This window comes from Paenibacillus sp. (assembly GCF_031177825.1).
In the GTDB taxonomy this organism is placed as follows: Bacteria; Bacillota; Bacilli; order Paenibacillales; family YIM-B00363; genus Paenibacillus_AE.
Window position 1 is genome coordinate 87746 of record NZ_JAPSKE010000003.1, and the last position, 19489, is coordinate 107234.

19 protein-coding genes are annotated in these 19489 nt (G+C 58.3%); 14 read left to right on the forward strand and 5 right to left on the reverse strand.

All coding sequences use genetic code 11. The annotated features are described in order from the left end of the window. Window positions 1-4: 4 nt before the first annotated feature. Window positions 5-925: a DMT family transporter gene (locus RIN49_RS04605; protein WP_309118990.1), complete on the reverse strand. Its 921-nt coding sequence runs from the start codon at window positions 923-925 to the stop codon at window positions 5-7. Between the two features lie 173 nt (window positions 926-1098). Here RIN49_RS04605 and RIN49_RS04610 point away from each other — a divergent pair, with 173 nt between their 5' ends. From RIN49_RS04610 to RIN49_RS04620, 3 genes are all read left to right on the forward strand, one after another. Continuing rightward, the gene (locus tag RIN49_RS04610) at window positions 1099-1512 is read left to right on the forward strand and encodes an Lrp/AsnC family transcriptional regulator (protein WP_309118991.1); all 414 of its coding nucleotides are present in this window, start codon (window positions 1099-1101) and stop codon (window positions 1510-1512) included. 18 nt (window positions 1513-1530) lie between these two features. Continuing rightward, window positions 1531-2652: an A/G-specific adenine glycosylase gene (mutY, locus tag RIN49_RS04615; RefSeq protein WP_309118992.1), complete on the forward strand. Its 1122-nt coding sequence runs from the start codon at window positions 1531-1533 to the stop codon at window positions 2650-2652. 83 nt (window positions 2653-2735) lie between these two features. Beyond that, window positions 2736-2960, forward strand: coding sequence for a hypothetical protein (locus tag RIN49_RS04620; protein WP_309118993.1), 225 nt, complete (start codon window positions 2736-2738; stop codon window positions 2958-2960). 285 nt (window positions 2961-3245) lie between these two features. On the opposite strand, the gene RIN49_RS04625 is transcribed toward RIN49_RS04620, so the two are convergent. The 3 genes from RIN49_RS04625 to RIN49_RS04635 form a co-directional block, all read right to left on the reverse strand. Beyond that, the gene (locus RIN49_RS04625; RefSeq protein WP_309118994.1) at window positions 3246-5330 is read right to left on the reverse strand and encodes a methyl-accepting chemotaxis protein; all 2085 of its coding nucleotides are present in this window, start codon (window positions 5328-5330) and stop codon (window positions 3246-3248) included. Window positions 5331-5514: 184 nt separating this feature from the next. Further along, the gene (locus RIN49_RS04630) at window positions 5515-6129 is read right to left on the reverse strand and encodes a superoxide dismutase (RefSeq protein WP_309118995.1); all 615 of its coding nucleotides are present in this window, start codon (window positions 6127-6129) and stop codon (window positions 5515-5517) included. Window positions 6130-6204: 75 nt separating this feature from the next. Next, window positions 6205-6399: a hypothetical protein gene (locus RIN49_RS04635; protein WP_309118996.1), complete on the reverse strand. Its 195-nt coding sequence runs from the start codon at window positions 6397-6399 to the stop codon at window positions 6205-6207. Between the two features lie 216 nt (window positions 6400-6615). Here RIN49_RS04635 and RIN49_RS04640 point away from each other — a divergent pair, with 216 nt between their 5' ends. The 11 genes from RIN49_RS04640 to RIN49_RS04690 all read left to right on the forward strand — a co-directional run bounded on the left by RIN49_RS04640 (window position 6616) and on the right by RIN49_RS04690 (window position 18328). After that, window positions 6616-7041 carry a GNAT family N-acetyltransferase gene (locus RIN49_RS04640; protein ID WP_309118997.1) on the forward strand — a complete coding sequence of 142 codons (426 nt, stop codon included), beginning with the start codon at window positions 6616-6618 and terminating at the stop codon, window positions 7039-7041. 93 nt (window positions 7042-7134) lie between these two features. Further along, window positions 7135-7683 (forward strand): DUF402 domain-containing protein, encoded by a 549-nt coding sequence (locus RIN49_RS04645; protein ID WP_309118998.1) that lies wholly within the window; start codon window positions 7135-7137, stop codon window positions 7681-7683. Between the two features lie 68 nt (window positions 7684-7751). Beyond that, entirely contained in the window at window positions 7752-8906 is a 1155-nt protein-coding gene (gene queG / locus RIN49_RS04650; protein ID WP_309118999.1) for a tRNA epoxyqueuosine(34) reductase QueG, read from the forward strand. A 54-nt stretch (window positions 8907-8960) separates the two neighbouring features. Continuing rightward, window positions 8961-9995: an HD-GYP domain-containing protein gene (locus tag RIN49_RS04655; protein WP_309119000.1), complete on the forward strand. Its 1035-nt coding sequence runs from the start codon at window positions 8961-8963 to the stop codon at window positions 9993-9995. Window positions 9996-10114: 119 nt separating this feature from the next. Continuing rightward, the gene (locus RIN49_RS04660) at window positions 10115-10348 is read left to right on the forward strand and encodes a YneF family protein (RefSeq protein WP_138197649.1); all 234 of its coding nucleotides are present in this window, start codon (window positions 10115-10117) and stop codon (window positions 10346-10348) included. A 28-nt stretch (window positions 10349-10376) separates the two neighbouring features. Further along, window positions 10377-11000: a GTP cyclohydrolase I FolE gene (gene folE, locus RIN49_RS04665; RefSeq protein ID WP_309119001.1), complete on the forward strand. Its 624-nt coding sequence runs from the start codon at window positions 10377-10379 to the stop codon at window positions 10998-11000. A 369-nt stretch (window positions 11001-11369) separates the two neighbouring features. Further along, window positions 11370-12101 (forward strand): carbohydrate ABC transporter permease, encoded by a 732-nt coding sequence (locus tag RIN49_RS04670; protein WP_309119002.1) that lies wholly within the window; start codon window positions 11370-11372, stop codon window positions 12099-12101. 38 nt (window positions 12102-12139) lie between these two features. Continuing rightward, complete coding sequence (locus RIN49_RS04675) at window positions 12140-13696, forward strand: extracellular solute-binding protein (protein ID WP_309119003.1); 1557 nt, start codon at window positions 12140-12142, stop codon at window positions 13694-13696. A 61-nt stretch (window positions 13697-13757) separates the two neighbouring features. Continuing rightward, complete coding sequence (locus RIN49_RS04680; RefSeq protein ID WP_309119004.1) at window positions 13758-16034, forward strand: AraC family transcriptional regulator; 2277 nt, start codon at window positions 13758-13760, stop codon at window positions 16032-16034. Window positions 16035-16048: 14 nt separating this feature from the next. Continuing rightward, window positions 16049-16933 (forward strand): ABC transporter permease, encoded by an 885-nt coding sequence (locus tag RIN49_RS04685; protein ID WP_309119005.1) that lies wholly within the window; start codon window positions 16049-16051, stop codon window positions 16931-16933. 27 nt (window positions 16934-16960) lie between these two features. Further along, a complete protein-coding gene (locus tag RIN49_RS04690) occupies window positions 16961-18328 on the forward strand; it encodes a sulfatase family protein (RefSeq protein WP_309119006.1) in 1368 nt (455 codons plus the stop codon). Window positions 18329-18392: 64 nt separating this feature from the next. On the opposite strand, the gene RIN49_RS04695 is transcribed toward RIN49_RS04690, so the two are convergent. Then, entirely contained in the window at window positions 18393-19421 is a 1029-nt protein-coding gene (locus RIN49_RS04695; protein WP_309119007.1) for an alpha/beta hydrolase, read from the reverse strand. Between the last annotated feature and the right edge of the window lie 68 nt (window positions 19422-19489).

The following is a 19489-nucleotide window of genomic DNA, read 5'->3' on the forward strand; positions in this document are numbered from 1 at the left end:
GCCGCTACGAGTGTACGGTTCCAGCCTTCGGGACCGCGGCCTTCTCGGTCTGCGCCAGCGCGATGCCGATGAAGACCAATAGGCCGCCGGCGATCTGCTGCGGCTCGATCGTCTGGTGCAGGAACAGAGCGCCGAGGGCCGCCGCGGCCGGCGGTTCGACGAAGCTGACGATCGAGGCAATATTCGGCCCGAGCCGGCGTACGGATGCCGCGAACAGCGTGATGGCGCCGAACGTCGATACGAACGCGAGCGAGCCCGCCGCCGCCCACGGCGCCCAAGATGAAGGCGCCGCGAGCCGCTCGAAGCCGCCGGTCGCCCAGGCGTAGAGCGCCAATGCGGCGGCCGCGAAGGCCGCGACGTACGCCGAACTGACGTACGGACTCGCGCGCCGGAGCACGCGGTCGCTGACGAGAATATACGCCGCATAAACGAGGGCCGCGGCGAACGCGAGGCCGATCCCCGCCGCTTGGGCGGGCTCGTTCCAGCCGTCGCCGAACATGGCGGCGAGCCCCGCGAGCGACGACAACAAGCCGCCGGTCTTCCGGCGGCTCATCGGCGTTCTCGCGAGCGCCGCGGTAAGCCCGTTCACCCAAAGCGGGTACGTATAGAAGACGGTTACGGCGACGCCGATCGGCACGTACCGATACGAGGCGAACAGCAGCGTAGCCATCACGGCGTACCCGAAGACGCCCATGCCGGCCAGGACGCCGAGGGCGTTGCCCGGCACGCGCCAAGCGCCCCTCCCCCCGCGCAAGACGAGCGGCATGAACGCCCAAAACAACGCCGTCGCGATGGCGAACCGCATCGACAGCAGCAGCGCCGGCGGCCAGCTCTCGGCGTAAGCGATCTCCGCGAACAACCCCATGGAGCCGAAGCCGACGGCCGAGAGGACGGCCGCGGCGAAACCGGCTGCGCGCCCGCTCATAGCCGCACCCGGGCCTCATCCTCATGACGTATCCATTGAACGCGCATCGGCGCATCTCCTCTTCTCAAATCCGCATGATCCACATTATAATGCGAGAGGGCGGGTTATGCCTATAGCGCGGCGAAAGCGAAAGCGGCGGATCGTTTTCGCGAGGGAAAGGAAGTTCGGATACGATGTTGGACGCGACGGATTATGCGATTCTAGAGGCGCTGCGGGACAACGCGAGAATGCAGTGGAAGGAAATCGGGGAGCGGGTGCATCTGACGGGCCCCGCGGTAGCGAACCGCATCGCGCGGCTCGAGGAGCTCGGCGTCCTGCAGGGGTACACGACGCGCGTGGACGAGGCGAAGCTTGGGCGGTCGTTCGAAGCGCTCGTCACCGTCTTCCTCCAGTCGAACGAACATACGGCCTTCCGCGACTGGGCGTTAGGGGAGTCCGCCGTAACCGAGCTGCACCGCGTCACCGGCGAAGGCTGTTATTGGATGAAGCTGCGTCACCGCGACCCGGACGAGCTGTCGGCGCTGCTGGAGCGGCTGATCCGCTTCGGCAACTACCGCGTCAACGGATCCATCGGTCGATTGAAATAGAGGAGTTGGGGAAGAAGGATGCAAGAGCAAGAGGCGAAGGCGTATTTCAGCAAGGAGCTGCTAGCGTGGTACCGGGTGCAGAAGCGCGACTTGCCTTGGCGGCGAAGTCGCGACCCGTATCATATCTGGGTGTCGGAGGTGATGCTGCAGCAGACGCGCGTCGAGACGGTCAAGCCGTATTTCGAGCGGTTCGTGGCGTTGTTCCCGACGGTCGATGCGCTCGCGCGGGCGCCGGAGGAGACGGTCTTGAAAGCTTGGGAAGGGCTCGGGTATTACTCGCGCGCGCGAAATCTGCAGTCGGCGGCGCGGGAAGTGTCGGAGCGGTACGGCGGGACGGTGCCGGATACGAAGGAACGGTTCGCAGCGTTGAAGGGCGTCGGGCCGTACACGGCGGGCGCGGTCATGAGCATCGCCTTCAACCGCCGGGAGCCGGCCGTCGACGGCAACGTCATGCGGGTGCTGTCGCGATATTTCTGCATCGAGGAGGACGTCGCGAAGGGCGGCACGCGGGCGATGATGGAGCGGCTGCAGTACGAGCTGATCCCGGAAGGGGAAGCATCCGATTTCAACCAGGCGATTATGGAGCTCGGCGCGCTCGTGTGCACGCCGAAATCTCCGCATTGCCTGACCTGTCCGGTCATGGAGCGGTGCGCGGGGCGGCTCGAAGGCAAGGAGGAATCATTGCCGATCAAGACGAAGGCGAAGCCGCCGCGCCCGGAGTACCGCGCCTGCGCGCTCGTCGTCAGCGAGGACGGCGGCAGCGTCCTGCTGCGCAAGCGCCCGGCGACGGGACTGCTCGCCGACATGTGGGAGCTGCCGCACGTCGAGTTCGCGGCGATGGGCTGGCCCGCGGCGATGGCGGACGCGGCGGTCGGCGACGCGCTCGCCGGCTGGCTCGGCGCGGAACTAGGCCCGGAAGCGTCCGGCGCGGTGCGGCCCGCGGAGCCGGTCGGGGTGGCCGAGCACACGTTCAGTCATATCCACTGGAATCTGCGCGTGCACCGGCTGACGGCCGCGGCGGCGGAAGGCGCGCCGCTGCGGGAGCCTTATCGATGGGTCGACCGCGCGGGCATGGAGGTGCACCCGCTGCCGAACGTCTTCGTGCGGCTGTTGAAGGCGGAAGGGTTTATCCCCGCATAAGCGAAAAGAAGAGAGCATAGGACAACGGCGCCCGACGGTACAATGAGAGGAGAAGGCTCATAGACCGGACCGGAGGCTGGACCATGAAGAACAACCGCGACATCGTGGTCGTCGTCGTCACCCGCGCGCAGCTGAGGCGATTTCTGGCGATCGATCTGGCGGGGAGCACCGCGGTGTATTACGCGTTGTTCCTGCCGTTCCACTCGCAGTGGGCGGCGTCGGCCGGCAGCTTCCTCGGCGCGCTGGCGCTGAATCGGTTGTTCCGCGGCGGCGGGGCGAGCGCGCGGAAGCGAAGCAAAGCGGAATAGGGAACAGCAATGTTCCCTATTCCGGGGCGAACGACCGCAAACCGCCGAATAAGGAACACCGATGTTCTCTATTTCTTCGTAAACCGGCCGGAATCAGGCGATTCCCGAGGAATAAGGAACATCCCTTTTCCTTATTCCGGCCGGTCGGGGAGGATCTGCAATAATAAGGAACATTGCTATTCCTTATCTAGGCCTAAGCCCGGACGGCAGGTACAGACGAACCATATAAGGAGGGCCGCCCTCGCGTCCGATGGACGAGGGCGGCCCTTCGTGTCTTACGCTCGGTTACACTTTGAACTTCGCAATCATGGCTTGCAGCTCTTGCATCATCTCGCTCAGCTCCATCGCGGACGCCGTGATTTGTTCCATCGCGGCCAGCTGCTCTTCGGAGGACGACGCCGCATGCTGCGTATTGTCGGAAGCCAGCTTGGCGATCTCGGCCAGCTCGGCGACGGACGCCGTCACTTGCTGCGAGCCCGCCGACATCTGCTCCGCCGAAGCGGAGACGTCTTCCACTTGGGCGGCGACTTCCCGAATGCTCGCGAGAATGCTCTCGAACGCCGTCCCGGCTTCGCCGACGATCGTCGAACCGACGCCGGCTTCGGTCGCGCCCGCATCCATCAGGCGAACCGCGGCGACGGTTTCGGATTGAATCATGCCGATCAAGTCGGCGATTTGCTTCGTCGAGCGGCCCGTCTGCTCCGCGAGCTTCTTTACCTCGCCGGCGACGACGGCGAAGCCTCTGCCGTGCTCGCCCGCCCGCGCGGCTTCGATGGACGCGTTCAGCGCGAGCAGGTTCGTCTGCGTACTGATTTCCGTGATCGCTTCTACGATGTGTTGAATCTCCTTCGAGCGGTCGGCCAATCGACGGATGGCGACCTGCGACTGGTCGACCGAACGCAGGATGACCTGCATCTGTTCTTCGGCGCGGCCCATGAGCTCGTTCCCCGCCTGCGCCCGCCGCGACACGTCGTTCGTCGTCTCGGACGCGATCGAAGACGACTCCGCGATCCGCTGAATGCCGACGGACATCTCTTCGAGCGCGCGGGCGCTTTCTTCGGCGCCTTGGACTTGCCGATCGGCGCCTCCGGCGATATCTTGGATGACCAGCGTGACGGACTGCGCGGCCTGATTCGTCTCCTCGGCGCCGGCCCGCAGCTGCCGGGACGTCTCCGTTACTTGCGCGGCGCGCTCGGTCACGACGCGAAGCGTCCGGCCCACGTCCGTCAACGTCCCGTTGAAGTTCGCGGCCATCGCGCCGAACTCGTCCGCCGTGTCCGCTTCGACCCGCCGGGTGAAGTCCCCTTGGGCCATCGCGTCGGACAGCCGGTTGAACCGTCCGATTCGCAGCGCGATCGATCGGGTATACAAGGAGATTACGACGGCGAGCAGCAGCATACCGGCGGCGCCGATCGCGAGAATCGTCTTCAGCAGCCGATTCGCGGGCTCCGACATCTCCCGATCGGGGATCACGACGCCGAGCTTCCACTGCGTGGAAGGAATGACGGAGTAATACAGATGCTGTAAGCCGTCTTCGTCCTCGAAGTCCGCGGCGCCCGACTCGCTTAGCAGCATCGTCGCGCCGACGGCGGCGAGCGAGGCGTTCGGATCGTCGGCGATGTTCGTCTTCATCAGACGTTCCGAATCGACGCCGGCGATATACACCCCTTGGGCGTCCACTAGGAACGCCCGTCCGGATTCGCCCACCTTCGCTCCGGCGATGCGCTCCTGGATCGTCGACAAATCGACGTCGCCGGTCGCTACGCCGATGAACCGTTTCCGATCGTCGAACATGGGGACCGACGCGGTGACCATGATGACGCCGACCGTCTCGTCGAAGAAGGGAGGAGCGAAGGCGGTTCCGCGTTCGCCGTTCGTACCGACGACGGCGTACCAAGGCTGGTTATGGTAGTCGTAAGCGGGATCGTTGTAATCTTGGGTGGACGTTGTCGTTCCGTCTACCGTCTTGTAGCTGTAATTGGAGTAATAATCGATAGAGGGGTCCGCAACCTTCGGTTGGAAGAAAACCCCCAACCCGAGCGTGTCGGCGTTAGCGTCCAGCCCGCTCTCGGTCATTCGCCGGTAGTCGTCCAAAGCGACATCCCCGAACGTCGCTTTCACCGTTTGCGCAAGCATCTCCGTCACTTTCACGTGAGCGAGCATATCTCGATCGATTTGATTCGTTAAGCTTTCCGCTCGATACTGCAAGACGCGTTCCGCTTCCGCATGGAGCATGCGTTGGGATTGCACGTATGCGGAGGAGGCGACCGTTAATAGGATGGCTACGGCGACCGGCAGAATGATGAGCATCGTCTTCAACTTTACGCTTTTGACGTTTTGCAGAAACAGGATCGCCTTCAGTTTCGTCATCTCGATTCCCCTCTGGATGTCGGCAGAAATTTGTCGAATGATGTCGACATTGCGACTTTGACATTTTAAGGGCGAGGACGGTCGTTTGACAACCTGTTTTGACGCGTGCGAAAAAGGAGTAAAAAAAGAAGAGGCCGCCCGCCAAAAAGCGGAACGCCTCTCCCTAAAGAGCTTCTTGAAAACCTTATTTCTTCGCGGCCGCGTAACGAGCGTTGACCGCGTCCCAGTTGATGACGTTGAAGAACGCGCCGATGTAATCCGGACGCTTGTTCTGGTACTTCAGGTAGTACGCGTGCTCCCATACGTCGATGCCGAGGAGCGGCGTAGCGCCTTCCATGTACGGGCTGTCTTGGTTCGCCGTGCTGGACACGACGAGCTTGCCGTTCGCGTCGACCGAGAGCCACGCCCAGCCGGAGCCGAAGCGAGTCGTAGCCGCCTTCGTGAAAGCTTCCTTGAACGCTTCGTAGCCGCCGAGCTCGCTGTCGATCGCGGCTGCGATCGCGCCGGTCGGCGCGCCGCCCGCGTTCGGGCCGATCGTCGACCAGAAGATCGAGTGGTTGGAGTGGCCGCCGCCGTGGTTACGAACCGCGGTGCGGATGTCTTCCGGCACGGCGTTCAGGTCGGAGATCAAAGCTTCGAGGGACTTGTCTTGCAGGTCCGGATATTTTTCGAGAGCGGCGTTCAAGCTGTTCACGTACGTCGCGTGGTGGCGATCGTGGTGAATCATCATCGTCGTCTCGTCGATGTGCGGCTCGAGCGCGTTGTTCGGATAAGGCAACGGCGGCAATTGATGTGGCATGAGAAGCATTCCTCCCAATAATATGTAATTTAGAATCATGTTCATTATCCCCCAATGGGTGTAATAAATCAACATTTATGTTTCTAAAGTCGGCGATCGCTCGCGTCCCTTCAGCTCGTCGATGACCTGATGATGCAGCGAGACGCCCTGCGAGTTGAGCCACGGCGACGCGTCGCTGAGCGTCTCGTGAGCGCGGCGCAGCTCCCCCTCGGTCCAGCGCTCGATCGGCACGTCGGACAGCTGCTGCAGCAACCGAATGGTTCCCTCCAATGCTATGCACCTCCTTCCGAGCATCGATCGAACCAAAGCTAGGATGCGCGATTTTCCAAAGAATATACATCTAAACCAGTGTAAACGCTTCACAGAAAGCGCTATCACAAAGATTTCATATCTTTTTAACGTTTTTTTAACATTTGGGAAGGAATATGCTGAAATTTGTCGTATTTATAGCGTTACGACTTCGCAAAAGCTGGGAGAGAAGCTTATATGTACGTTCGCTCGTTTCAATTGTCGGATTATGCCGAAGTGACGCAACTGATGGAAAACTCCCTCTCTGAACAATGCTTTCACGATTCGATGGAAGCTTTCGCCCGCCAATTGTCGTGGGACAGCAGCCTCGTCATGATCGCCGAATCCGAGGGCATGATCGTCGGCGTCGTAATCGGCACGATCGACAATAACGACGGCTATTATTACCGCCTCGCGGTCGATCCGTTCCACCGCCGCAAGGGCGTGGGGAAGGCCATGATTCAAGCGCTGCAGGAACGCTTCGTCGAGCGTAAGGTGAACCGGATTCTGGTGCCGGTCGACGCGCATAACGAGCCGGTGTTGCCCGTGTTCGAATCGCTCGGTTTCGATATGAGCTCGTTCACGAAGGCGTTCAAGAAACTAAGCATTGTGGCGGGCACGTAATTGTAATATAGTTAGGTACATATATTAAAAGTTGAAGCGTATCGGAGGCCGATATGCTTTTTGTTTCTTTACGCGCATGGAAGGTGCTCGCATATGTCGTCTAACAATAACGTGGTGATCAAGAGCTTCAAACATAACGGCCATATTCACCGCATCTGGTACGAGAATTGGCCGGTTCCGGAATCGGCGCTGCACCCTCTGCACGCGAAGGAGCGGTTCCGGGTGTACATTAACCACGGCACGCGCATCCGGGAGTCGGACGGCAAGGAGTGGGTCAGCCGGGTTCCGGGAGTGACGTACTTCCTGCCGGGGCTATGGTTCAATATCGTGGCCTTGCTCGAGTCGACGGGCGTTCGATATTATTGCAATATCGCCTCGCCGTTCACGTATTACGACAATACAGTGACGTACATCGATTACGATCTGGACGCGATCAGGCTGCCCGACGGGGCGATTCATATCGTGGACGAAGAGGAGTACCGAACCCATCGCGCGTTATATCAGTACCCTTCGCTCGTCGAGAGCAAGGTCAAGGAAGGAATGGACGGGCTGCTCCGGCGCATGAAGCAAGGAGACGCTCCGTTTCAGGACGAGGAAGCGCTGCGGTATTATGAATTATGGAAAACGAGAAACGACCCCTAGCGGCCCGGACTTCGCTTCGACAGCGACCGGGTCTTCGTTATAGGTCGGACCGAACGGAGGGAAGCGAAGTGTCGGATCGTAACCGATGGCACGAGACGAAGCGCCGTCTGCTCGAGGAGGCGCCGAAGCTCGGCATCGATAAATTGGGCTTCGCGTCGGCGGATCCGTTCACGGAGCTGCTCGACGTGCTGACGCGGCATCGCGAGGCCGGACGGGAATCCGGCTTCGAGGAGCCCGATCTCGAGAAGCGCGTGAACCCTCGGCTCAGCTTCCCGGGAGGCGAGCCGCGGTCGATCTTGTCGATCGCGGTAGCGTACCCGGCGAAGATGAAGTCGCCGCCGAAGTCCGAGCCCGGCGCCTATCGAGGCATTCTGGCGCGGGCTGCGTGGGGCGAAGATTATCATAAAATTTTGCGGGAACGGATGGCGCGGCTCGAGGCGTTCCTGAAGGAGCTCGTGCCGGAATGCCGCGTCGAGTCGATGGTCGACACGGGCGCGCTCGTCGATCGGGCCGTAGCCGAGCGGGCCGGTATCGGCTGGTACGGCAACAACTGCTCCGTCATTACGCCGGAGTTCGGTTCTTGGGTGTATCTCGGCGAGATGATCACGGACATTCCGTTCCCGCCGGATACGCCCGTGACCGACAGCTGCGGCGATTGTACGATCTGCATGGACGCGTGCCCGACCGGCGCGCTCGTCGGGAAGGGTCAGCTCGACGCGACGCGCTGCGTCTCCTTCGTCACCCAGACGAAGGGATTCGTCGAGGACGAGCTGATGCGGAAGATCGGCAACCGGCTGTACGGCTGCGATACGTGCCAGGTCGTCTGCCCGAAGAACAAAGGCTACAACTGGACCCATCATCCGGAGCTGCAACCGGACCCGGACATCGCGAAGCCGCTGCTGAAGCCGCTTCTCAAGATGTCCAACCGGGAGTTCAAGGAACGATTCGGCTCGAGCTCGGCCGCTTGGCGCGGCAAGAAGCCGATTCAGCGCAACGCGATCATCGCGCTCGGCAACTTCAAGGACGTCAGCGCGGTTCCCGATTTAACGGACCTGCTTCTGGGGGACGAGAGGCCGGTCATCCGAGGCACGGCGGCTTGGGCCCTAGGTCGCATCGGCGGCAACGAGGCGGCGAAGGCGCTTCGGGAAGCCTACGGCCGGGAGGCCGATCCGGAAGCGAAACGCGCGATTGAAAAAGCGATGAATGACAGCCGTCAAACATGATAAGATAGGTACGAGTAACATGAATCGAGCATGACTTGAGGTGCGAATCCAAACGTGAAATACGTTCCGATCGAGGCGTTAGAGCCGGGACAATATTTGGGCCGGACGATCTTTTCGAGCAACGGGGCGGTGCTCCTGAGCGAGGGCGTGCAGCTGACCGTCTATATGATAAACACCCTGAATCGAATCGGCGTGACGTTCGTCTATATTAAGGACGAACATTACGACGACGTCGACATTCCGGAGGTCGTCTCCGAAGAGACGAAGCGCGCGGTTATCCGGCAGATGGGCGAGGTGTTCGAAACCGTCCGTTCCGGCAAGGAATTCAATACGAAAAACGTCAGCGTGACGATTGATTCGCTCTTGGACGACATCTTAAAAAACAAGGACGTGCTCATCCATCTATCCGACATCCGCTCGAAGGAGAACGCCGACTACATTCACGCGATGAACGTATGCATGATGTCGGCGGTCGTCGGGATGAATATGAGCTTTACTCCGACGCAGATGAAGGAACTGGCGATCGGCGCGCTGCTGCACGATATCGGCAAGGTCGGCGCCGCGGCGTCGGACGACGCCGACGCCGACATGCGGCGCCACCATACGTGGCGCGGCTTCGAAGCGCTGAAGCTGAAGCGGGAATACAGCTTGTTGATCGCGCACGTCGCCTTCCAGCATCACGAGCATGTGGACGGGACCGGCTTGCCTCGCGGGCTCGGAGGAGATGCGATTCACGTTTACGCGAAGATCGTGGCAGTCGCGAACACGTACGACAACCTCGTCTCGAGCTTGGACAAGAAGGGCCGCCGCATCATGCCGCACGAAGCTTGCGAACGGATGATGGCGATGGCCGGCCGGCAGCTCGACAAGGACGTGCTCATCGAGTTTTTGAAGACGGTGTCGGTCTACCCGACCGGCGCGTCCGTGCGTCTTACGAACAAGGAGGTCGGCGTCGTCGTCGGGCAGCATCGCGGGCTGCCGAGCCGTCCCGTCGTCCGCGTCGTCAAGCAGGACGACAATCAACTCGAGGTGAAGGAATTCGACCTTGCGAAGCATCCGACCTTGTTCGTCGAGTCCGTCTTAATGTAACTTGAAGCGATCGTTGCGGCGGGGCCCGAATCGGGTCCCGCCGTTTGTATCGGCGCCTGCGTCCATGCTATGATGGAAGCAGTTTTTCGAACATTTTCCTAAGTTGGGTGGGGTGCTTTATGGCTTGGTACGACATCGTCATCCCGATCGTCACGCTCGTCGCCGGGCTGGTCGGAGGTTTCTTCATAGGCGTCTATTACTTGCGCAAGCAGATGGAAGCGATGCAGAACAATCCGGACATGCTTCGCGAAATGGCGAAGAAGATGGGCTACAACGTCAACCAGAAGCAGATGAACCAGATGCAGCAGATGCTGCGGAACCAACCCGGCGCAGGCGGCCGGCGGCGAAAGTAAGCCATAAGACGAAGGGCGGTGGACGAATATGGGCGCGAACCCATTCGAACCGACGAATCCCAACGCGGATGTTAAAAATTACATCAACTCGCGCGCGAACGAGAACGCCGAGCTTATCGAGGGTCATATCCGCGAGATTCTTCGATTGATCGGGGAAGACCCGGACCGGGAAGGGCTCGTCGAGACGCCGAAGCGCGTTCGCAAGATGTACGAGGAAATCTTCGCGGGCTACGAGGTCGATCCGCGCGAGGTGCTCGGCGTCACGTTCGACGAACGGCACGAAGAGCTGGTCGTCGTGAAGGACATCGTCTATTATTCGCAGTGCGAGCATCATATGGCCCCGTTCTTCGGAGAGGTCCATATCGGCTACATTCCTAGCGGGCGCATCGCGGGCCTCAGCAAGTTCGCGCGGCTCGTCGAGGCGGTGGCGCGCAGGCTGCAGGTGCAGGAGCGCATTACGTCGCAGATCGCGGACATCTTCGAGGAGGTGCTTCAGCCGCATGGCACGATGGTCGTCGTCGAAGGCGAGCATCTGTGCATGTGCGCTCGCGGCGTGAAGAAGCCGGGCGCCAAGACGGTAACGTCGGCGGTGCGCGGGCGGTTCCGGACCGATGCGGCGTTGCGGGCGGAGTTTCTGTCCTTGATTCGATAAGCAGGATACATCGTTCCTGTTTGCGGCGAGAGAGGCTGTCTCGGGGGAGAAATCCTTGAAGAGACGGCCTTTTTTTTCGCCGTTGCACTATTTTCATAACGAAGAACCGAATGTGATGATTGCGCCGTCGGGGGCCGGCCGATATTCTATGAAGTAGCCCGGGCGATTGTAAGCGTTGTCATATAGAGTGAACGCACTGCCGTACAGGATGTCGCTGCTCTACGAATAGGGGAGTGTCGGTGCATGACAAGGAATGGGGACCGTGTATTTATCGTTTTCAACACTACGTTTTTAATCTTTATGGCCTTAATTACGCTATATCCTATCTGGCGCGAACTAAGCATCTCCTTCAGCTCGATGGAGGAAGCCATGAAGGGCGGAGCGTTCTTATGGCCGAGAGGCTTCACGATCGAGGCGTATCGATTCGTATTGGAATCGGAGTACATCTGGATCGCTTATCGGAACAGCGTCTTTATTACCGTGATCGGAACGGCAGCGGCGGTACTGTTTACCGCAACGACGTCCTACCCGCTGGTTAAGTCCGGACTTCCCGCGAGGAAGGCGTTTTTGTACGGGATACTTTTCACGCTGCTGTTTAACGGCGGGATCATTCCGACGTATTTGCTCGTGAAGGGCGTCGGATTGTTAAATTCGCTGTGGGCGCTTATACTGCCCAATGCCGTCTCCGCGTTCAACGTCATCATCATGATGAGCTTCTTCCGCACGATTCCGGCAGAATTGGAAGAGTCGGCCATGATAGACGGCGCCAACCCGATCCGCACGTTCTTTCAAATCATCCTGCCGTTATCGAAGCCGGTATTGGCCACGATCGCGGTATGGGAAGCGGTCGGCTTATGGAACAACTACTTGCAGGCGATTTTTTATTTGAACGACAAGAGCAGCTACATTTTACCCGTTCTGTTGAAGGACATCATCCAAGGCCAGGAGCTCGCGCAATTAACCGGGGAGATTACGGGCTCGTCGACCGACTCGGTCATCGCCGCGACGATTATCTTGGCGATCATCCCGATTATTTGCGTGTACCCGTTCCTGCAAAAATACTTCGTAAAGGGTACGCTCATCGGTTCGGTAAAAGGGTAGTCATTTGATGAAAGCGCATTCATAGGAGGTCTGTAATCATGAGGACATGGATTCGACTTGCGTTCATCGCCTTGCTCGCCGTCAGCGTCTCGGCATGCGGCGCGACGACGGGAACGACGAACGACACGGCCGGAGGGTCGGGGACGGCTGAAGGCACTACGGAAAATCGACCTTCGGCGGGCGAAGCCGTCACTTTTAACATTCTTAGAAATTTTAATTCGCCGGAATATCCGGCCGACGGAGGACCGGCGAAGAAAATCATCCTGGAACAATTGAAGGAGGCCGGCATCGATGGCGTAGACTACAACGTTCAGTTGGCCAGCGGGGACGAGTATACGACGAAGCTGAACTTGCTCGCCGCATCGGGCGAGCTGCCGGATTTCTTCAGCGTCGACCTTCAGACGATGACGCGTTACGCGGATGAAGGACTGATTCAGCCGTTGGACGACTTGCTTGAACAGGCTCCGGAATTGATGAAGCTCATTCGTCAGGAGGACCTGGAAAACCTGAAATACAACGGGAAAATATACGGCTTGCCCGTCGGGTACCGGCCCGAACCGTTCAATGGACCGAACACCAACGGACTTGTGATCCGCAAAGATTGGCTGGATAACCTCAATCTGCAAGAACCGAAGACGTTGGATGAATTGCACGAGGTGTTGAGGGCGTTTACCTTCGACGATCCGGATCGGAACGGTCAAGACGACACGTACGGGTTATCCGCGACGAAGACGACGAATTTCAGCTTTATCTTCGGCGCCTTCGGCATTGCGCCCGCGAACGGTAACGCGATCTACTGGACGGAGCGTAACGGCGAGCTGAAGCCCGGATTCACCGTGCCCGAAGCGAAAGAGGCTTTGGCGATGATTCAGGCATGGTATAAGGAAGGCTTGATCGATCCGGAATTCCCGGTGATGGAAACCAAGCAACTTCAGGAGAAGGTCATTAACTCCAGGGCAGGCATCTACGAAGGGTCCGCCTTCGACGGAGACCCGAAACAGCCGATCAACGCCTCCTTGACGCAGGCGACCCCCGGCGCGGTGCTGAAGCTTATTACGCCGCCTGCGGGACCGAACGGACACAAGGGATTACCGGAGAGTTCCCCTTCTTACGGGGACGTCCGCTCCATCTCGGCGAAAGCGAAGCATCCGGAGAAGCTAATGGAGCTCATTAACTGGTCCGCCGGGCCGGGGTTCAATCTTGTGACATACGGAGTGGAAGGCACGCACGTCGAATTGGATGACGCGAATAACAAAGTTACGATGCTGGTTGAATCGTATTCGGATCTGTATAAGGAAGGCTTCTCTAACCCGATCCGATTCGTACAAATCGTCGATCGCCGTTGGATGGCCGAGGATGCCATCGAGGGCATGTACATTACGAACGATCCCGAAAACCTGATTGAAAATGCTTTCTGGAAGACGGTCCCGGCCCTTCTCGACTATCCGGACCTGACCAAGCTGTGGTCCGAATATTTTGCCAAAATCGTTACAGGCGCCTATTCCGTCGATCGTTGGGAAGAGTTCGTCGAACGATTCTACGAACAAGGCGGTCAGGTCATCGAGCAGCAAGTAAATGAAGCGCGGAACAAGTAAGGGATCGTAATTCCAAAGGATGAACATGGAGTCCAAGGATGTTGTCGGGGAGGGGATCTCGTTGCTCGTAAAACTTATGCGTTTTCTTACCTTGTTGGTGGTCGCGACGACGTTGATCATCAGCGGCAGCTATATCGCTTATTACTCTTACGACATCAAGCACGACATTCGCCGTTCCGCGGAGGCGACGTTAGAGCGCTTGTTCGACCAAGCGAGCCTGCTGCATCGGAGTCTGGATGCGCTCTCTCTGCAAATTTCCTTGGATGCCCATGTCAATGAGCTGCTGCGCAACCCGTTCCAAGCGGACATCTTGGAATTCCGGAGCATCAAGGATCAAATGCAAAATCAGATCGCCGCGAATCCGATGATTCACTCGATGTATATTTACTTCAAGTTGGATCATCGGGTGTTGACGACGACGGAGGGCTTGTATCGATTAAGCGAGTTTTACGACAAGCCGTTCATCGACCGAGCGAATGAACTCGGGGACAAGATGGAGTGGAATCAGATTCGTACCTTGAACGATTCCGTAAGCGGGAAGTCTTACGAGCTGTTGACGATCACGAAGCCGCTGCCCCTCGCGAATAAAGAATCTCTTGGGATGCTAGTCATTAATGTAAAGAAGAAAGAATTTTTGAACATGCTGTATGATTTCAGCCGAGTGGACGTCGAACGGCAGGCGATCTTTTTGCTCGATCAACCGACGGAGCGGGTCATATCCGGACCGAACCGACCAGCATTGGCCGCTGCATTGGAGGAATTAATCAAGGGCGGGGCGCTGGATACGCAGAGCGGGATGAAGGTGCGCAAGCTGAACGGGAAGACATACTTCGTCAGTTATTACAAAGTTATGGATTACCCTTGGACGGCGGTGATGCTGACCCCGTTCGAGACGTTCGCTTCGGAGTTCGCTCGGAAAATCGCGGAGGTCGCTCAAGTAAGTTTGTTAGTCGTCGCCTTCGGTTTCGTTCTGTCCTTCTTGTTTTCCCGGCGATTCGTACAGCCTTGGAGGAAAATGATCCATTCCTATTTCGACGGGACGTTCGGACCAAGGGGCGAAGGACGGGACGAGACCGTGCTCGTTCAGCAAGGGATATCCGGCCTCATCGATGAGAACAAAGCGTTCAAAGATGCGTTGGAGCAAAGTACGCCGGTCGTTCGGTCGAGGCTGATTTACGATATGCTGACCGATGCGGCGGTGGATAAACAAAAGGCAGAGGAGGGGCTTTCGGAGTTCGGCATCGTCTTTCACCGCAGTCATTTCTTGACGCTGCTGGTCGGATTCGACATGCGGGCGCTGGAACATGATGAAGGGTACACCAATGTCAAGCCGCTTCTGTTTAGTTATATCGAAAGCAGCCTCAAGACGCATTGGTTCGTCATCGGAACGATCCTGGAAGGAAACCATTTCGGCTATATCATCAACCTGGATTCGGCTTCGCTTCAAGGTTCGGTCAAGGTACAATTGAAACAGGTCTGCGATGGGATCATCGAACAAAGCATCAATCGGTTCAACGTATTTCTACAATTCGCCTTCGGGGACTTATGCGACTCCTTGGATAAGGTGCATACGTCATACTATCAGGCCAAGCGAGTCATCCACTGCAAGGCGTTGATTAGCGCTACGGACGTCGTCTTCTTTCACGATATCGAATACGACCCGTCGGTGGAATACCCGCTGGAGCTGCATAACGAACTGATCCGCCATATGTTGACTTGCCGTTCGGAGAAAGCGGCCCAGACGCTGGAAACCTTCATTGAGACTTATGTAGACAATATGGACTACTCCAGGGAAGCGATTCAAGAAATCGTCTTAATGATGATGAGCGGCATCGTCCGGAGCCTATATGAGCAAGGTTATCCGCTGAACCGAACGGGGTACAGCACTAAGCTTGTATTCGAGTTGAAGCATCACGGGGATTTGAAGAGGTTCCTTCGCGGCTTCGTCGCCGATATGGTGGAGCAGATCGAGTCTTGGCGGACGGGCCATCAAGACAACGCATACTTGGCGAAAGCGATGGAATACATGGAAGGGCATTACCGTACGATCGAATCCGTCAGCGATATCGCCGCGCATGTCGGGATCAGCACCAACTATTTGAGCCGGATCTTCCGAGAAGGGTTAGGGAAGTCTCCGCTGGACGCGCTCACGAAGCTGCGCATCGAGAGAAGCAAACAGCTGCTGACCGAAGACGACTACAAGTATTCGCTGAAGGAAATTTGCAGTCTCATCGGCTATAACGACGTGCAAAGCTTTATCCGGTTTTTCAAAAAGCTGGAGAACGTCACGCCAGGCGAGTACCGGAAGATGCTTCTCGCCGCCAACCGAAGAGTTTGAAGGGAGTGACATCGATGAGACGATTGAGAATGTCGCAGTATCAATATTATTACTTGCTGCTGCTTCCCGGAATCGTATATTTCATTGTTTTTAAGTATTTGCCGATGGGCGGCATCATGATCGCGTTCAAAGACTACAAGCTTTCGCAGGGCGTGTTCGGGAGCGAGTGGGTCGGTCTGAAATGGTTCGCGATGTTGTTCAACGATGCGGGGTTTTGGACGGCTTTTCAAAATACGATCCTCATCAGCTTCTACAAGCTGGCGTTCGGATTTCCTTCGCCGATCGTACTCGCCATATTGCTGAACGAAGTCGCGAGGACGTGGTTTAAACGAACGATTCAAACGATCATCTATTTTCCCCATTTTTTATCTTGGGTTATCTTGGGCGGAATTTTGTTTACGCTGCTTTCCCCTTCCACGGGCATCTTGTCTTGGTTCGGCGTTCAAGTTTCCCCGCTTGCGGACCCGTCCAGCTTTCGATCGTTGCTCGTCTGGTCGGGCATCTGGAAGGAGGTAGGTTGGAATACGATAATATATATGGCGGCGATGGCCGGGATCAATCCCCAATTGTACGAAGCGGCCAGAATCGACGGCGCCTCCCGATGGCAGCTGATTCGATACATAACGCTCCCTTCGATCGCATCGACCATTGTCGTGTTGTTGATTCTGCGAACGGGATATATTTTACAGGCGGGATTCGATCAAGTGTACATCCTGTACAATCCTATCGTTTACAGTGTAGCCGACATATTGGATACCTACGTATACAGAACGGGCCTGACGATGGGGAGATTCCCTTATGCGACCGCCGCAGGGCTGTTCCAGTCGCTGGTCGGTCTATTACTGCTCGCGTTCGCTAACGGATCGGCTAGAAGGATCAGCGGTCAGGGACTATGGTAACGGATTCGAACGGAAGGGGACGAGGCAATGGAAGCAAGTCGGAAGGTATTTCGGAAACCGAACGTCATCGTATTTTTCACGGATCAGCAGCGGTGGGACACGACCGGCGTGCACGGCAATCCGCTCGATCTGACGCCGAACTTCGACCGAATGGCGGCGAGCGGCACGCACGTATCCCATTCGTTCACGTGCCAGCCCGTCTGCGGACCGGCGAGATCTTGTTTGCAAACGGGTTTGTATGCGACAGCCAGCGGCTGTCATACGAACGGTGTGCCGCTGCCGAAAGATGCGAAGACGTTGGCGCACTATTTTCGAGAGGCGGGTTATTCGACGGGGTATATCGGCAAGTGGCACTTGGCGTCGCAAGAGCCAGTGCCCGAGGAGGAGCGAGGCGGCTACGAATACTGGCTCGGCGCCAACATTCTCGAATATTCCTCGGATGCCTACGATACGGTGCTGTACGATAACGACAACCGCGAGGTGAAGCTTCCGGGCTATCGCGTGGACGCGCAGACGGATGCGGCGATCCGATACATCGATGCGCATCGGGAGGACCCGTTCTTCTTGTTCCTATCGTATCTGGAACCGCATCATCAAAATCACACCGACAACTATCCGGCGCCGGACGGGTACGAGGAACGGTATACCGGGCGTTGGACGCCGCCGGACTTGGCGGCGCTCGGCGGATCGTCCGCGCAGCATCTGGGCGGGTACTACGGCATGGTCAAGCGTCTGGACGAAGCGTTGGGGAGATTGATGGACGCGTTGAAGAGTCTAGGTTTAACGAAGGATACGATCCTCCTTTTCACTTCCGATCACGGCTGCCACTTCAAAACGCGAAACAGCGAGTATAAGCGGTCGTGCCATGACAGCTCGATCCGGGTCCCTACCGCTTTCATGGGCCATTGCTTCGAGGCCGGCGGTCGACTTCCCGACCTGATCAGCCTGATCGATCTTCCTCCGACGCTGCTCGATGCGGCGAGCATTCCGGTTCCCGAGCATATGCAGGGCCGCTCCATCTTGCCGCTGCTGCGCGGAGAGCGGCACGATTGGCAACAAGAAGTGTTTGTGCAAATCAGCGAATCTCAAGTGGGCCGCGCCATACGCACGAAGCGATGGAAATACAGTGTAAGGGCGTCGGATAAGGATGGAACGAGGGATTCGTGTTCGGACAAATATAAGGAGGATTGTCTATACGATTTGCTGGCGGATCCTTATGAATTGATTAACGTAGCGGGGATGGACGCGTACCGAGAGGTGTGCGACCAGTTGCGGGAGCGCCTCGTCTCGCGGATGCGGCAAGCCGGGGAGGAGGCGCCGGTCATCGAAGCCGCCGAGAGGAGACCGGCGGGACAACGACGATTGTCCGTAAGCGAGGTAAGAGCGAAGTTATAGGACTTCCCGAAAATAGAAGGCGGCCGCCGGCTCTCCATGCCGGGCGGTCGCCTGTTCTATGATCTCATTCCGTAACTCGATCCAAGAAAGCCGTCGCGCGCGCGGCGTACTCGGCTTTGTCCTTCCGATACACGAGCTCGTGCGTCGCGTTCGTGACGAGCCAGAACTCGGAGCTTTCGTTCGCCGCCGTATGGTTCAATGCGACGTCGCGAATGATTTCGTACGGCGATCGTTCGTCGAGCGTACCATGAATCATAAGCGCCGGGATGTCGTACGCGGTGCTCTTGATTCGCTGATACGGCACATCGCCGAGGCCGGAGCCGTTAATGAGCGGGTACAGCCACCGCAGCAGCGTAAGGGACGGCTCGCGCGGTAGGTCCGCGTATTGCTTCAGGTTATGGTATAGCGTATCCGGCTCGAGCACGAACGTGCTGTCGAGGATCATGGCGTCGATATCGTCCGTGCGGAGCGCCGCTTGGAGCGCCGTGCCGGCTCCCATGGAGAAGCCCCAGACGACGACCTCCTCGGCGCCGCGTTCGCGCGCGTATCGAACGGCGCCGAGCAGATCGCTCGATTCCTTCGCGCCGCCGGTCACGACGCGGTCGCTATTATAGACGTAGCCGTAATCGAACATGATGGCGTTGAAGCCTTGATCGTGCGCGAGGCGAGCAAGCTCATAGATCGGCACCCAAATTTCCTCGCGATTGCCGCCGTAGCCGTGGGAGAAGACGACGGTCTTTCCAGAAGGGGTCGGCGCAGGGATGTACCAGCCGTCCAGAAGGTGCGCGCCGTTGTCCGAGAGGAAGGCGATGTCCTCATAGGCCATGCCGGCCGCTTGGAACGGGTCGGATTGCAGCGGAGCGACGGTCGGCCGCGCTAGCGCCCACGCGATGTAAGCGTACAACGCGACGACGCCGACGGCGGCAAGGAGGACGACGGCGATGGCGAGTCCGGCGACCGAGGCCCATAGACTCTTGCGGCGTCGGCCGGGATGACCGAGCGGTAAAGAGCCGTATGTACCGGGAAGCGCGTTGGAAACGCTTTCGTAGGTGTTGGCGGGAAGAGGCATTGTCGTTGTTGCGATAGGTTCCATCGGGCCGACCCCCTTGATTAATGCTATTAACTTCATAGTAAAGGAGGGCCCGACCGCCGGTCAACGGA